Here is a 13,503-nt window from a genome sequence, read left to right on the forward strand (position 1 = left end):
GGAGGGGGTGACAGCGGGGCGTCAGGCGTTCAGGGCCAGGGCGGGGTCCTCTTCGTAGACCTCCCTGATGGGGCCGAGGTCGAACAGTTCCTCGACGCTGAGGTCGAGGCCGCCCGCGCGGGCGGCGCGGACATTGGTGGCGGCGGTCTCCTCCGAGAGCGCGAGGATGTGCTGGGCGGGATCGCCGTCGAGGATCAGCTCGTTGCCGGTCCGGCAGGCGGTCAGGGTGATGCCGGGGTCGAGGCCGAGATCCCGGCCGTACTCCTCCACGGTGACCCGGGCCGCCAGCTCCGGATCGGCCAGCACGTCCTTCCAGCCGCGGATCTCGGCGCGGAGGAACGCCTTGACCTTCTCGCGGTTCCGGCCGATGTTCTCCTGCGTGGTGACGTAGGTCTGGCCGACCAGGGGGAAGCCGGCGTCGGCCAGCAGCATCTCCTCGATCTCGAAGCCGCGGTTGCGCAGCTCGATGGGCTGGTTGTTGGTGTAGCCGAGGTAGCCGTCGATCTCGCCCTCGGTCATGCCGATGGGGTCACCCTGCACGGGCACCGTGGTGATCCGGGACTCGTCCAGGCCGAGCGCCGCGAGGAACAGCCGCCACAGCGGCTCACTGGACGAGGAGCAGCCGATGGTCTTGCCGTAGAGATCCTGCGGGGTGCGGATCGGGCGGTCGCCCATGGACATGACGCAGCTCGCGTTGCGTTGGTAGACGGCACCGATGATCTTCAAAGGGGCGCCCTCGGCGATCGCGGCGCCCGCCCCCGCTATCTGGGACACGCCGGCGAAGGTGCCGCTCAGGACATCGGATTCGATCGGCGGTGCGGTCGGCCCACCCGAGATGAGCTCGCTGCCATTGAAGCCCTCCTCCTTGTAGTAGCCGTTCCGGTCCGCCAGGAAGCTTCCGGCGAACTGCGTGTTCTTCACCCAGGCCAGGCGCTGGGAGGCGATGCCGAAGCCGGCCGTGCCCGGATCCTGGGAGGGACTGCCGGGTTCCACCGCGGCGCAGGCGGCCAGCGGGCCCGCGGCCAGGGCGACCCAGCCCAGAGCGAGGCCGCCGGTCAGGAATTGGCGCCGACCGGACGGTCCGCGGGTGGATGCGGTCATGGTGTGCTCCGTTCCGTGGGCTGAGCAGTGGGCGTCAACGCGTGGCGGTCATGCGGGAGGAGACGGCACGTTCGAGAAGTGCGAGCACTTGGTGGACCGCCACACAGACGGCGGTCAGGACGACCACCGAGGACCAGAGGCGGGCGAACTGGAACTCGTTGGCGTCCCGCATCATCTGGCCGCCGAGGCCGGCACCGGAGGCGAGCCATTCGGCGAGCAGCGCGCCGACGATGGACGTGGTCACAGTGATGCGCGCGGCGGTGAACCAGGTGGGGACGGCATGCGGAAGGCCGACCTTGACGTAGGCCGTCCATGCGGAGCCGCCGAATGCGCGGCACACGTCCAGATCGGCCCGCGGGGCGGCCCGGAGCCCCTGCAGCATCGTCAGCAGGGCGGGGACGAAGACGACCGCGGCGCCGATGAACGCCGTCCCTGCCGTGCCGCGCCCCAGGGCCAGCACGATGATCGGGGCGAGTGTCACCATGGGTATGGCCCGCAACGTGGTCAGGGTCGGGAGGAACATCTCCTCCAGGGGACGGGAGAAGGCCAGGAGGGTGGAGACGGCGGCGGCCAGCAGCAACCCGGAGGCGAAACCGAGGGCTGCGTCGGTGAGGGTGCGTCCCAGCAGTGGCCACATGGCGGCGCGGTGCTCCGCGACGGACAGGTAGTTCCACACGTCGAGCGGCGACTTGGCGACGTACGGGCTCACCTCCACCGTCTGCAGGAAGATCATCCAGCCGGCGACGATGGCGGTCACGCTGCCGAGGAGGACGAGCGCGCCGCGCGCGGCGAGGCGGAGCCTGCTCGGGAGGTACGGGCTGGTCATGGTGCCTCCCGTGCTTGCACGGCCCACGGGGTGGCGAGGCGCTCCACGAGGCCGACCCCGAGGAACCCGATCAGTGCCACCGTGGCGCACACGAGCGTGATGCCCCAGGTACGCTCCACGTCGCTGGACTGCTGTGCGACGACGAGCGCCGCGCCCAGGCCCCGTTCCTGGCCCATGAACTCACCGATCACCGTGCCCAGCAGCGCGGCGGGTACCGCGATGCGCAGGGCGGTGAGGATGCCCGGCAGCGCGGCCGGCGACTGGACCTTGCGCAGCACCAGGTAACGCCCGCCTCCGTAGGCCCGCACCACGTCCTCGCTGGTGCGGTCCGCCTGCCGGAGACCGTTGACGGTGCTGACCAGCGTGGTGAAGAAGACCGACAGCCCCGCCATGATCGCCGAGGTCCCCGGACCGCTGAACATCGCGGCCAGGATGGGTGCCACGGCGATCAGCGGGACGCAGGCCGAGGCGATCCCCACGTGCAGGATGACCTTCTCCAGCCAGGGGACGGCGATGACCGTCGCGGCGCAGGCGATGGCGATCAGATTGCCCCACAGATAGCCGGCCGCCGCGGACTGGAGCGTGATGGGGATGTGCGCACCGTAGAAGGCGGCGCCGTCGGACAGCATGCCGGAGACGATCTGCGTGGGCGGCACGATCGCCGGCCCCATGACGCCCGTCACCCCGGCGGCCTGCCAGGCGAGGAGAACCAGTGCGGTGCCGGCCGTGCGCAGCGCCGGTGCCGTGCTCACCGGGGACCGCCCGCCCCCGCGACCGCGCGGGCGGCGTCGCCCGAGTCCTGGAACAGGAGGGCGGAGAGCCGGTCCACGTAGCCGTGGAATTCCGGGGTACGCGTCAGCTCGGCCGTCCGCGGACGAGGCAGGCCGATGCGCACGACCTCCTGAACCCGCCCCGGGCGTGCCGACATCACGGCCACGGTGTCGGAGAGGAACACCGCCTCGGCGATGCCGTGGGTCACCATCAGCGTCGTGGCCGGGCGCTCGGTCCATATGCGCAGCAGCTCGTGGTTGAGGTTCTGCCGGGTCATGTCGTCGAGTGCACCGAAGGGTTCGTCCAGCAGCAGGATCCGGGGCTTCACGACCAGGGCACGGGCGATCGCCACCCGCTGGCGCATGCCGCCGGAGAGCTGGCCGGGGCGTGCGTCCTCGAACCCGGTGAGGCCCACCAGGTCGACCAGCTCCTGGATCAGGCTGTCGTCCTCCCGGCGGCGGGCGATCTCCAGCGGCAGTCGGATGTTGGAGCGCACGGACCGCCATGGCAGCAGGGCGCTGTCCTGGAAAGCGATGCCGAGATGGTGGTGTTTGCGCATCTCGGCAGGGGTCTCGCCGTGCACCAGTGCCTCGCCGGACGACTGCGACTCCAGCCCGGCCAGGATGCGCAGGACGGTGCTCTTCCCGCACCCCGACGGCCCCAGCAGGGAGACGAATTCCCCCTCCCGGGAGTGGATGCGGACGCCGTCCAGGGCGCGGACTTCGCGACGTCCGGCGCGGAACGTCTTCGTGAGGTTCTCGAGGTGAATCCCGGGAGCCGTTGGCGGAACCATGTCCCTCCTCGCTTTGGATCCAAGATTGGATCCAAAAGCTACGAGGCAGGTATTACAGGCGAATGACGCGGTGAGGGGTGCGTGTAACGGTTTGCCGCGTGCGGGTCCTGACCTCCGTGGGAGCGAGGTGCAGGGGGCCCAGTGGGCTCGCCGGCCGACGCCGACTACAGCACCGCGATGTCCAGGGGGCGGTGGCCGACCGGGAGTCGCCGGGTGGTGCCGGCGGCCAGGTCGACGACCGTGATGCCGTCCCAGTAGCCGTCGCGGGTGAAGCCGCCGGTGACGAACGCGGTGCCGCCGTCCGCCGAGAGCACGACGTTCTCGTGCGGGCCCTCCAGCGGGATCAGCCGTTCGCGGCCGTCCGGTGCGCGGACGGTGAGGCTCGGCTCGCCCGTGGCGGCACCGATGGGACCGGTGCCCACCACCAGCAGGGTGCCGTCCGGTGCCACGGTGACGCCGTGCTGGTGAGTGTCAGCGGTCATCGGCTCGACCGTCGACTCCCCGGTGTGCGGGTCGACGACGACGAGCCGTTCGCCTTCGAAGGGCAGTAGCAGATGTCCGTCACCGGGGCGCACAGCCGCGTAGTGCGGCTTGAGCCAGGAGGCGAGGCCGCCCTCGGTGCCGTAGGGCGCGACCTCGATGCGGCGCGGAGGGGAACCGTCCGCACGCACGACCGTCATGTCGAACGAGTCGTGATTGGTGACGTACACCTGCGACCCGTCCTGCGCCACGTCGATGTCGAAGGGCCGCCGGCCGACCGGGACGGTGCGGGTGACCTGGAGCGAGGCGGTGTCGATCGTCTCCAGGACTCCGCTGTCGCCGGGCACGTTCACACCGACGTGAACCCGCGACCCATCGGGGGAAAGAGCGATGCCCATGCCGCCACTCCGGTACTCACCGGTGGCCGGCGGCCCGGTCTGTGTCCGGTACGGGACGAGGGCCAGCCGCTCCCGGGCACGGGTGTCGACCACGGCCACTCCCTCCGCGGTCGCGACCCAGGCCCGGCCGTCACCGCCGACGGCCAGGCCGTACGGCGCGGTGCCCACCCGCACGGAGTCGCTGTCTCCCGTGGCGGGGTCGACGAACGACACACTGTCGCTCCCGAAATCGGTGACGAGCAGCGTGCCGGCGGCGGCCGTTTCCTCCGATGCGGACGCGCTGGCCGCCGAGGGCGGGTCGGCGGACGTCACCGGGCTCGGTGGTTCCCCGGCACATCCGGCGAGCAGCACTCCGGCCACGGCGAGGAGTAGTGCCCGCTTCATCCGCCGGCCTCGCGCAGCAGGGCCGCCAGGGAGGCGAATCCCCGGTGTTCGGCGTGCTCCAGGGGCGTGCTCCCCTCCCGGTCGGGCAGGCCGGGAGTCGCGCCGGCGGCGAGCAGCAGGCCGACGATCTCCTCGTAGGCGGGACCCCCGTCGCCGAGGATCACCGCCTCCAGCAGAGCGGTCCACCCCAGCCGGTTGACGTGGTCGACATCCATCTCCGTCTCCCGGAGTACGGCCCGTACGTACGCCGTGTGACCGCGTTCACACGCAGGGATCAGGGCGATGCCTCCGAAGCGGTTGGTCCGCTTCAGGTCGGGTCCGGCCGGCAGCAGGGTCCGCATCATCGCGACACTGCCGGTCACCCCGGTCACCAGCCAGGCGCTGTCCCGGCGATCGTCCTGCGCGTTCGGGTCCGCCCCTGCCGCCACCAGGGCCCGTGCCACGTCGACATGGTCGGCGAGCGCGGCGAGCAGCAGGGGCGTGCGCCGGTGGTCGTCGGTGACCTCCAGCGGGGCGCCGGCGCGGATCGCCGCGCTCACCGCGGCGACGTATCCGTGGTGTGAGGCGTGGAGCAGGTCATGGCCTTCGGCGTGCACAGGGCATCCCTTCGTATGCGGGTGGAACCGGGTTCAGCTGAGAGCCAGCGCGGCGGCGCCGGCGCGCGCGAATTCCTCGTCGAGACTGCCGCTGGGCGCGCCCGCGACGCCGATCCCGGCGACGGGGCTCCCGTCGGCGGTGACGGGCACGCCGCCTGGCAGGAACAGTGTCCCCGGGATGTCCCGCAGCGTGGGGGCGCCCTCCAGACGCTCCACGAGCTCGGAGGTCGGGGCGTTCCAGGACACCGCCGTGTACGCCTTCCGTTCCGCGGACTCGTAGGACTGCGGCCCCGCGCCGTCGCCCCGCAGCGTCACGACGGTGTTGCCGTCGCGATCGACCACCGCGACCGTCACCCGCTGGTCCGCCTCCTCGGCGGCGTCCAGGGCGGCCTGGGCGGCGCGGGTGGCCGCGTCGACGGTCAGGCGGTCGCTCTCCCGGAGGTGCCGGTCGTCGACCGCGTCACGCTGGGAGGCCGCGGGGGAGACGGCGTCGGCCGGGGCATCGGCCTGGGCGGCCACGATGCCCATGGTTCCGGCGGCAAGGGCAACCACGGCGGCCGTGACGGTCAGCGCACGCTTCATGTCGGGGTCTCTCCTCGTCCTGCGCGGCGGCGGCCCACTGCCGTCCACCCACCGACGATCCTCCGGCCCTTCCAGCCCCGTCAGGGTCGTCCGATCGGATGACCCGGCGGCGCGCGGCACACGGCACCATGGAAGTGTTTGCGCAGTTCGGGCGAGTGGGGCGGAGGAACCGGTGACGCACGAGGAGGCCGCCGCGGAAGCGGACACCCGCCGGCTCGCGGCAGTCATGCACACGGCTTTCGCCCTCCTGCTGAGCGCTTCGCTGGTCCGGTTCCTGCTGCGTCACCCCGGCGAGCCACGCACGCCGTGGATCCTCGCGCTCTCGCTCACACTGGCCGTTCTGTACGTGCTCGGGTCCCTCCCCGCTCTCCCCGCGGGCAGCCGGCTGGCCCGGCTGGCCGCCGTCGTGGCCGTCTGGGCGGTGCTCGTCGTCATGGCGCCGAGCTTCGCCTGGTGCGCGGTGCCGCTGCTGTACACGGGGCTGCGCGTGCTGCCGCCGCGTCCCGCGCTCGCCCTGGTCGGCCTGCTGACCGCGCTCGTCGTCGCCGCGCAGCTCCGGCTCGCCGACCGGCTCGACCCCACCGTGCTGCTGGCACCGCCGGCGATCGCCGCCGTCGCCACCGCCGTCTTCGAGCAGATGCGGCGGCAGGCCACCCGGCAGCACGAGCTCATCGAGACGCTGCTCCGCACCCGCCGCGACCTGGCCGCGACCATGCGCAGGGAGGGAATCCTCACCGAACGCCAGCGCCTCGCCATGGAGATCCACGACACCCTGGCCCAGTCCCTGTCCAGCCAGCGGATGCTGCTCCAGGCGGCCGACCGACTCTGGGACACCGACCGGGCCCAGGCGCGCGCCCACGTCCGCACCGCCGGGACGGTTGCCGACCACGGCCTCACCGAGGCGCGGCGCTTCGTCCACGACCTCGCCCCCGCCGACCTGGCGCGGGCCGACGGCCTGCCCGAGGCGCTCGGCGCCCTCGCCGCCCGCACGAGCGGGCCGGAGCTGAGCGTCCACTGCCACATCGAGGGCGCCCGAGACCTCCCGGAAGACACGCAGTCCGCGCTGCTGCGCATCGCCCAGGGCGCTCTCGCCAACGTCCGCGAGCACGCCGGCGCCACCACCGCCGTGCTCACCCTCACCTTCCTGGAGGACCGTGTGCTGCTCGACGTGGCTGACGACGGCCGCGGCTTCGACCCCGCCCTCGCCCTGCCCGGCGAGGGGCCGGCACCGCGCGGCCACGGTCTTCCCGCGATGCGAGCCCGGGCCGGGCGGCTCGGCGGCGCCCTCACCATCGAGTCCGCGCCGGACCGGGGCACGGTCGTGTCCGTCGCCGTCCCCCTGGAGGGGACGCGGTGAGCGACGGGCCCCCGGCTGCCGTGTCAGGGACGAGCGTGCGCGTTCTGGTGTGTGACGACCACGCGGTGGTGCGCGCCGGGCTGATCGCCCTGCTGGGCAGCGCGCCCGGGCTGGAGGTCGTGGGTGAGGCGGCCGGCGGCGAGGAAGCCGTCGCGGTGGCCGTCCGGCTGCGGCCGGACGTCGTGCTGATGGACCTTCAGCTCGGCGGCGGGATCGACGGCACCGAGGCCACCCGCCGCATCACGGCCGTCCCCGGCCACGGCCGCGTCCTGGTGCTGACCACCTACGACACCGACGCCGACCTGGCACGTGCCATCGAGGCCGGGGCCACGGGCTACCTGCTGAAGGCCGAACGTCCGGAGGAACTGTTCGCCGCCATCCACGCCGCGGCCACCGGGCGCACGTTCCTGTCCCGGCCCGGTCCCGGCCGCGCCGCGGGCCGGGACCGGGCCGCGCGTCCGCCGCTCACCGCCCGTGAACGCGACATCCTCGCCCAGCTTTCCCAGGGCCTGGGCAACCGGGACATCGCCCGCGCCCTGTTCATCAGCGAGTCCACGGTCAAGACCCACCTGGGCCGCATCTACGACAAGCTCGGCGTCGACACGCGCGCCGGCGCCGTGGCGGTGGCCAAGGAACAGCGGCTCCTCCCCTGACCGCGGCGGCCTCTGTTGCGCGGCACGGTCCGGTGGTTGCCGGCTGGAGCGTCTTCCGCCTGGGCTGGCAGGCTCAATGTGTGGGCGGGGCGCTTCGGGGACCCGGTGGTTCATGGTGCCGGCGGGATTGCGCAGTGATCAGCTCGGACCGGAGGTGAGCGCGACGATGAGGACCTCGCCGAGACGGTCACCCGCCCGAGCACAGAACCGAGGTCCAGCCGCGCCGGCCCTCCACGTCGACGCGGACGGTGTACAGGCCGCCCACACGGTCCGGATGCAGCTCACGCCCGTACACGCCGGGGGCGCCAGCTTCGGCTGCGTCAGATCAGAGTCCGGCGGGTCCGCCGATGCCGGGCTGCTCCTCGCTCACGCCGCTGGCGAACGGATAGCGTGGACGACGTGGTCGTGGTCGTGCCGTGTCTCGGCCCGGGCGCACCGGTGGTCGGGGTTCCCGTCGGCGCCGTGAACGACCCGGCTTGCGAGGTGGTCACGAAGGGTAAGCTCTTCCCCACCCGGGAGGGCTTTGTGGGGAGGGTCTGCGACATGAGCGAGGATGTGCACGGAGAAGGTGAGGTCCCGCAGACCGGTGCCGTCCGGATCAACCGTGAAGGCCGGGTGGAGCACTACGACGGCGCCACCTGGCGTCCGTACGGGGAATTGCCCGACGATGGCGACCTCTCGGAGCCACGGTTCCGGTTCCACGACGACATCGGCCCCCCACCGCCGTGACCACCTCGTCCCCCGCAGTGCCGCAGCTGCCGGATCCCGCCGCGCCGGTCGGGGAACAGACGGCCGTGGTCGGTTCCGCGGACGCCACCGTCGCGGACATGCGTGCCGTGGCGCGCTGGACGATCATGGCGAACGCAGCTGTCGGCGGACTGCTGCTCGCAGGCTTCCCGTTGGCGGCCATCGGCAAGATCCATGGCGCGCCCGATATCGCGCTGGCCGGAGGCGGGCTCACCGTGGCGTTGCTGGGGGTGTTCTGGGCGATCTGGAGCACCGGTGAGGTGCTCACACCCCGGTTCACCACACTGAGGTCCTTGCGGGAGCCCGCCCTCGCCGATCTGCGCACCGAGATCGACGCCGCTCCGGAGCTGTTTTTCGGACCGTTCGGAACAACGGTGGAGGAGCTCGGCGTGGCTTGTCGACTGCATACCACAGTGGCGGTGAACCTGACGGCGTGTCTGGCACAGGAGCGCGACGAGGATCTGCGCACCGAATGGGGCCGTGCCCTCGCAGCCGCGCGTGTCAACATCGCTCACGCCACCGCTCGCCGCCGGGCTCTGGTGGAACTCGCGCACGCCTGGCAGGTGCGCGGAGCCCTGCGCCGGGCCCGGTTGCAGACGATGCTCGGTGCGCTGCTCGTCGTGACCGGCACGGTGCTTTTCCTGTTGGCCGCGGACGGGGGCTGAGCGCTCCCACAGCACGTGCCCGGGGCGCCGGGCCCTTGAGAGGAGGAGTCGGCAAGATTGAGCACGTCACGGGAGAACGACGCCGCTCGCATGGGTGCCCGAGCCCTGGAGCGGTACGCAAGCTGGGGAGCGGTACGCGATCCACGGGTGCTGGAAGAGGCCGTCGACCTCCTGCGGCGCTGTCGTGACCTGCTGCCCGAGGGACATCCGCACCGGGCGGCAGCGCTGGCCCACCTCTGCGCCGCGTTACGGGACCGGTTCGTGCTGCGCCGGGAGGAGGCTGACCTGGACGCGGCGGTGGACTCCGGGAGAAGGGCGGTGGCCGGCGCGCTCAACACCGACCCGAACCTGTGGATGTACCGGGCCAACCTCGCGGGTGCCCTCAACACCCTGGTTCAGTACCGGCCGTTGAGTCCGGACAGCATCCTGGACGAGGCTGTCGCCTGCGCGGCGGCAGCGGCGGGGGCGGTGCCCGTACCTTTTGCGCTGCTGCACTCGCACCTGGGCGTGGCGCTCGCCGCACGCGCCGCGCGGGGCGGCAGTCGAGCCGGACCGGACTCGCGCAAGGCCGCCGACGCCTTCGAGGCTGCCGTGCGCACAGCGGATCCGCGCGACCCGCAGCTTGCGATGTACTTGACCCACCTCGGAGTGGCCCTGCACCAGCGGGCCCTGGGCACCGAGGATCCGCGCGAGCGGGCCAGTTCCCTTCGGGAAGCCCTCAACCACACCCGGCGGGCGGCGAACCGGTGCTCCCCGGCCGATCCGGAATACGCCCTGTACCTGGGGAACCTGGCCTGCGTGATGGCGACCGTGGCGAAACTCGCCCAGGACGATGCGGACTTCGACGTCGCGGTCGATACCGAACGCCGCGACGTGCAGTCCATGCCAGAGGAGTTACGCGCGCGACGGATGTGGCTGCTCGTGGTAGCCCTGCGACTGCGGTACGACCGTACGCACGACCCCCGGGACATCGAGGAGGTGATCGAGGTCTGCCGGGAAGCACTCCGATCGCCCGACTGCGGAGCTGTCGGCACGTACCTCCACGAGTGGGGCAGCGCCCACCTCGAACGTTTCCGGCAGTCGGGGGACCTGGCGGACGCCGAGGCCGTGATCGGCCTCGCCGAGCGGGCCGTGGCGGCGGCCACCGGTGCGGAGCGGGAACGGGCCGAGGCGCTGTTGGCGGAGGCGAAGGCGGTGCAGTACCGACTCGCGGGAGTGAGCGCGGAGGGCGGGGCCGCGGGCCCCGGCGATGGCGAGGACGCCGCCATCGCCGCGCTGGAGGCCAGCTGCCGCCGATCACCCGCCGGCAGCGTGGAACGTGCCCTCGCACTGTCCGAGTTGGGACTCACCTACCTCACACGGGCCATCCGTGAGTGGCACGCGGGCCGTGATGACCCGTCCGGCGCGCTGGACCGGGCCGTCGCGGTCCTGCGGGAGGCGGCGGAGCCGTGGATGCTCGAAGGGGAACGCGCGCTGCCGGTGCTCTTCAACCTGGGCCGTTCCCTCGGGATGCTGTACGAGCGTTCCGGCGACCTCGCCTTGCTGGACGAGGCCGTGCGGCATCTGGAAAGCGCCGAGGCCATCGTCGGCAGGAACGGCGCTCCGCAGTCCGCGAAGGTGCTCTCCGCACTCGGCATGGCCCTGCGGGAGCGCGCCGAGCGGCTGGACACGGTGGCCGACCTGCACCGGGCCGTGGAGCTGACGGAGTCGGCCGTCCGGGCCACGCCCGCCGGTCATCCGGAGCGCGCGCTGTGTCTCACGCATCTCGGCGCTGCCCTGGTCTCACGCTACGCCCGACTGAACAAGGTGGCGGACTTGCAGGAGGCGGCTCGAGTGAGCCGCGAGGCCCTCCGCGAGCTGCGGCCCGCGACACCGCCACACGACCGTGCCGGCGTGCTGACGAATCTGGGCGTGGTGCTGCGCCGGGTGTACGAGCGCTCGGGGGCGTCCGCCGACCTGGACGAAGCCATCGAGGTGCTGCGCATGGCCGTCGAGGCGGCGGCCCCCGGCAGCGAGGGCGCGGGAACAGCCGCCGCCAACTTGTGTCTCGCGCTGTCCGAATCGCACGACCGCAACGGGACTCTCCAGGAGTTGGACGAGGCGATCGACGCCGGGCGGCTGGCCGTACAGGCGTGGCAGCGGGGCCACGCGCGGCGGGCTGTGGCGCTCACGAACCTCGCCGTGGTGCTCCTGGACCGCTCCGGGCGACTGGAACGGCGCGGCGATGCGGACGAGGCCGTCCGCTGCTGCCAGGAGGCCCTGGCCGCAACCCCGGACGGCCACCCGGTACGGGCCAGATGCCTGCTCGGACTCTCCACGGCCTACACCACGCGGTACCTGCTGACGCGCTCGGCCACCGACGTGACCGGAGCGATCGACGCGGCGGAGTCGGCGCTGCGGGCCATCCCCGAGGACGACGCGCGCCGGGTGTCCGGCCTCACCGCCCTGGCCCAAGCGCTCTCCCTCCCCGCCATGCACGGCGAGAGCCACGCCGACCTCGCGAGGGCGTGCGCCGTGTTCCGGGAGGCGGCGGCCGTCGAGGGCGTGCCGACCAAGGTGCGTTTCGCCACCGCGGCGCACTGGGCGCTGCGGGCCGCGTTGCTTGAGGACTGGACGCAGGCCGTCGACGCCTACCAGGTCGCCCTTGCCCAGTTGCCGCTGCTCGCCTGGCACGGCCTGGAGCTGGAGGACCGCATCAGCGGGCTGGCCGTCTCGGACAGCATCGCCTGCGACGCGGCCGCTGCTGCCTTGTCCGATGGCCGGCCGGAGACCGCCCTGCAACTGCTGGAGCTAGGCCGGGGGGTACTCCTGGCCCAGGCCGTGGAAGCCCGCTTCGACACGGCGCAGTTGGAGGAGCGGCACCCCGCACTCGCCGAGCGCACAGCGGAGATCCGCCAGGCCCTTCACTCGGCCGAATCCTCCTTCGCCGATCCCGCGACACCAGCCGGCAAGCACCGGGCCGATGCCCGCGAGCGCCGCGAACTCGTCGCAGAACTGGACGGGTTGATCCATGAGGCGTACCGCCTGCTCGGACTGGACGACTACCTGATCCCACCCGACCCGCAGGAACTGCGAGCCGCGGCCGCCGACGGAACCGTGGTGGTCGTCAACACCAGCTTCTTGCGCTGCGACGCGCTCGTCGTCACACGGGACGCTCTGCGCACCGTACCGTTGCCGGGCCTGAGCTTGGATGACGCGGGCGGAGTACGGGACCGGACAGAGGCTTTGCTCGCCGCGCTGTCCTCGGCGAGCCACTCACCGGACGAGGCCGGCCGCGTGCTGGGGGACACCCTGGAGTGGCTGCGTGAGACCGTTGTGGAGCCGGTACTCACCGTCCTGCGGTCTGCCGGACGGGATTCGGGACGCCTGTGGTGGTGCCCCACCGGCCTGCTCGCACTCCTGCCCCTGCACGCCGCCGGCGACCTTCCGGAACGGTACGCCTGCTCGTACGCCACTACGCTGAGGTCCTTGGCGAACGCACGGCGGCGAGCCGCCGGTAACCGAACCGACGGTGGTGACCGTCGCGCCGGCAGCGGCGATGGTGGTGGTGTACTCGTCGTGGACCAGGCCGATGTCCCTGGTCTGCTGCAGTTGCCGTTCGCCCGCAAGGAGGCACTGCGGCTGGTCACGCGGGTGAAGGAGCGCAGCCTGCTGGCCGGGCCCGCGGCCGACCGGCACGCCGTACTCAAAGCCCTGCCCCACCACTCGTGCCTGCACTTCGCGGGTCACGCCCGCCACGACCCGGTGCGCCCGGCCAGAAGCGGGCTGTACTGCCAGGGGGACGGCCGGCCTGCGCTGCTCACCGTCGAGGACATCTCGCGCCTCCGGCTCGGCGCCGCGGAGCTGGCCTTCGTGTCCGCCTGTGAGACCGCCCGGGGCTCGGCCAGACTGCCGGACGAGGCGCTGCATCTCGCGGGAGCTCTCCAACTGGCGGGCTACTCCCATGTCGTGGCCGCCCAGTGGGTCGCCGAGGACACGGTGGCCCAGGAACTGACCGCACACTTCTACGCCGAACTGCGCCACCCCGACGCCCCCGATCGCCTCGACCCCGCCCGCTCCGCGTACGCCCTCCAGACGGCCGTCCGCAGCGTACGCCGACGCGTCGCCAATCCCCTGCTCTGGGCCGCCTATGTGCACACCGGCCCGTGAG

Annotated in this window: 12 protein-coding genes; 5 read left to right on the forward strand and 7 right to left on the reverse strand. The window is 72.5% G+C overall.

Annotation, left to right across the window (positions count from 1 at the left end; all coding sequences use genetic code 11):
- Positions 1 to 21: 21 nt before the first annotated feature.
- From SXIM_RS00420 to SXIM_RS00450, 7 genes are all read right to left on the reverse strand, one after another.
- Positions 22 to 1,101: an ABC transporter substrate-binding protein gene (locus SXIM_RS00420; RefSeq protein WP_046722598.1), complete on the reverse strand. Its 1,080-nt coding sequence runs from the start codon at positions 1,099 to 1,101 to the stop codon at positions 22 to 24.
- 34 nt (positions 1,102 to 1,135) lie between these two features.
- On the reverse strand, positions 1,136 to 1,927 hold the full coding sequence (locus SXIM_RS00425) for an ABC transporter permease (protein WP_053116050.1): 792 nt from the start codon (positions 1,925 to 1,927) through the stop codon (positions 1,136 to 1,138).
- Positions 1,924 to 2,679, reverse strand: coding sequence for an ABC transporter permease (locus tag SXIM_RS00430; RefSeq protein ID WP_053116051.1), 756 nt, complete (start codon positions 2,677 to 2,679; stop codon positions 1,924 to 1,926). The genes SXIM_RS00425 and SXIM_RS00430 overlap by 4 nt, the downstream gene beginning before the upstream one ends.
- A complete protein-coding gene (locus SXIM_RS00435; RefSeq protein ID WP_043178813.1) occupies positions 2,676 to 3,491 on the reverse strand; it encodes an ABC transporter ATP-binding protein in 816 nt (271 codons plus the stop codon). The genes SXIM_RS00430 and SXIM_RS00435 overlap by 4 nt, the downstream gene beginning before the upstream one ends.
- 164 nt (positions 3,492 to 3,655) lie before the next feature.
- Positions 3,656 to 4,753 (reverse strand): YncE family protein, encoded by a 1,098-nt coding sequence (locus tag SXIM_RS00440; RefSeq protein ID WP_046722599.1) that lies wholly within the window; start codon positions 4,751 to 4,753, stop codon positions 3,656 to 3,658.
- Complete coding sequence (locus SXIM_RS00445) at positions 4,750 to 5,349, reverse strand: ankyrin repeat domain-containing protein (protein ID WP_046722602.1); 600 nt, start codon at positions 5,347 to 5,349, stop codon at positions 4,750 to 4,752. The genes SXIM_RS00440 and SXIM_RS00445 overlap by 4 nt, the downstream gene beginning before the upstream one ends.
- A gap of 33 nt (positions 5,350 to 5,382) precedes the next feature.
- Positions 5,383 to 5,931: a GlcG/HbpS family heme-binding protein gene (locus SXIM_RS00450; RefSeq protein ID WP_046722604.1), complete on the reverse strand. Its 549-nt coding sequence runs from the start codon at positions 5,929 to 5,931 to the stop codon at positions 5,383 to 5,385.
- A 226-nt stretch (positions 5,932 to 6,157) separates the two neighbouring features.
- Here SXIM_RS00450 and SXIM_RS00455 point away from each other — a divergent pair, with 226 nt between their 5' ends.
- From SXIM_RS00455 to SXIM_RS00475, 5 genes are all read left to right on the forward strand, one after another.
- Entirely contained in the window at positions 6,158 to 7,288 is a 1,131-nt protein-coding gene (locus tag SXIM_RS00455) for a sensor histidine kinase (RefSeq protein ID WP_078847057.1), read from the forward strand.
- A gap of 35 nt (positions 7,289 to 7,323) precedes the next feature.
- Positions 7,324 to 7,941: a response regulator gene (locus tag SXIM_RS00460; RefSeq protein ID WP_246156800.1), complete on the forward strand. Its 618-nt coding sequence runs from the start codon at positions 7,324 to 7,326 to the stop codon at positions 7,939 to 7,941.
- A 390-nt stretch (positions 7,942 to 8,331) separates the two neighbouring features.
- Positions 8,332 to 8,670 (forward strand): hypothetical protein, encoded by a 339-nt coding sequence (locus SXIM_RS27165; protein ID WP_030738611.1) that lies wholly within the window; start codon positions 8,332 to 8,334, stop codon positions 8,668 to 8,670.
- Positions 8,667 to 9,353 (forward strand): hypothetical protein, encoded by a 687-nt coding sequence (locus SXIM_RS00470; protein WP_052385476.1) that lies wholly within the window; start codon positions 8,667 to 8,669, stop codon positions 9,351 to 9,353. The genes SXIM_RS27165 and SXIM_RS00470 overlap by 4 nt, the downstream gene beginning before the upstream one ends.
- Positions 9,354 to 9,443: 90 nt before the next feature.
- A complete protein-coding gene (locus SXIM_RS00475) occupies positions 9,444 to 13,502 on the forward strand; it encodes a CHAT domain-containing protein (RefSeq protein ID WP_148236050.1) in 4,059 nt (1,352 codons plus the stop codon).
- Position 13,503: the final 1 nt, after the last annotated feature.

The sequence above is a fragment of the Streptomyces xiamenensis genome (assembly GCF_000993785.3).
Taxonomy (GTDB): domain Bacteria; phylum Actinomycetota; class Actinomycetes; order Streptomycetales; family Streptomycetaceae; genus Streptomyces; species Streptomyces xiamenensis.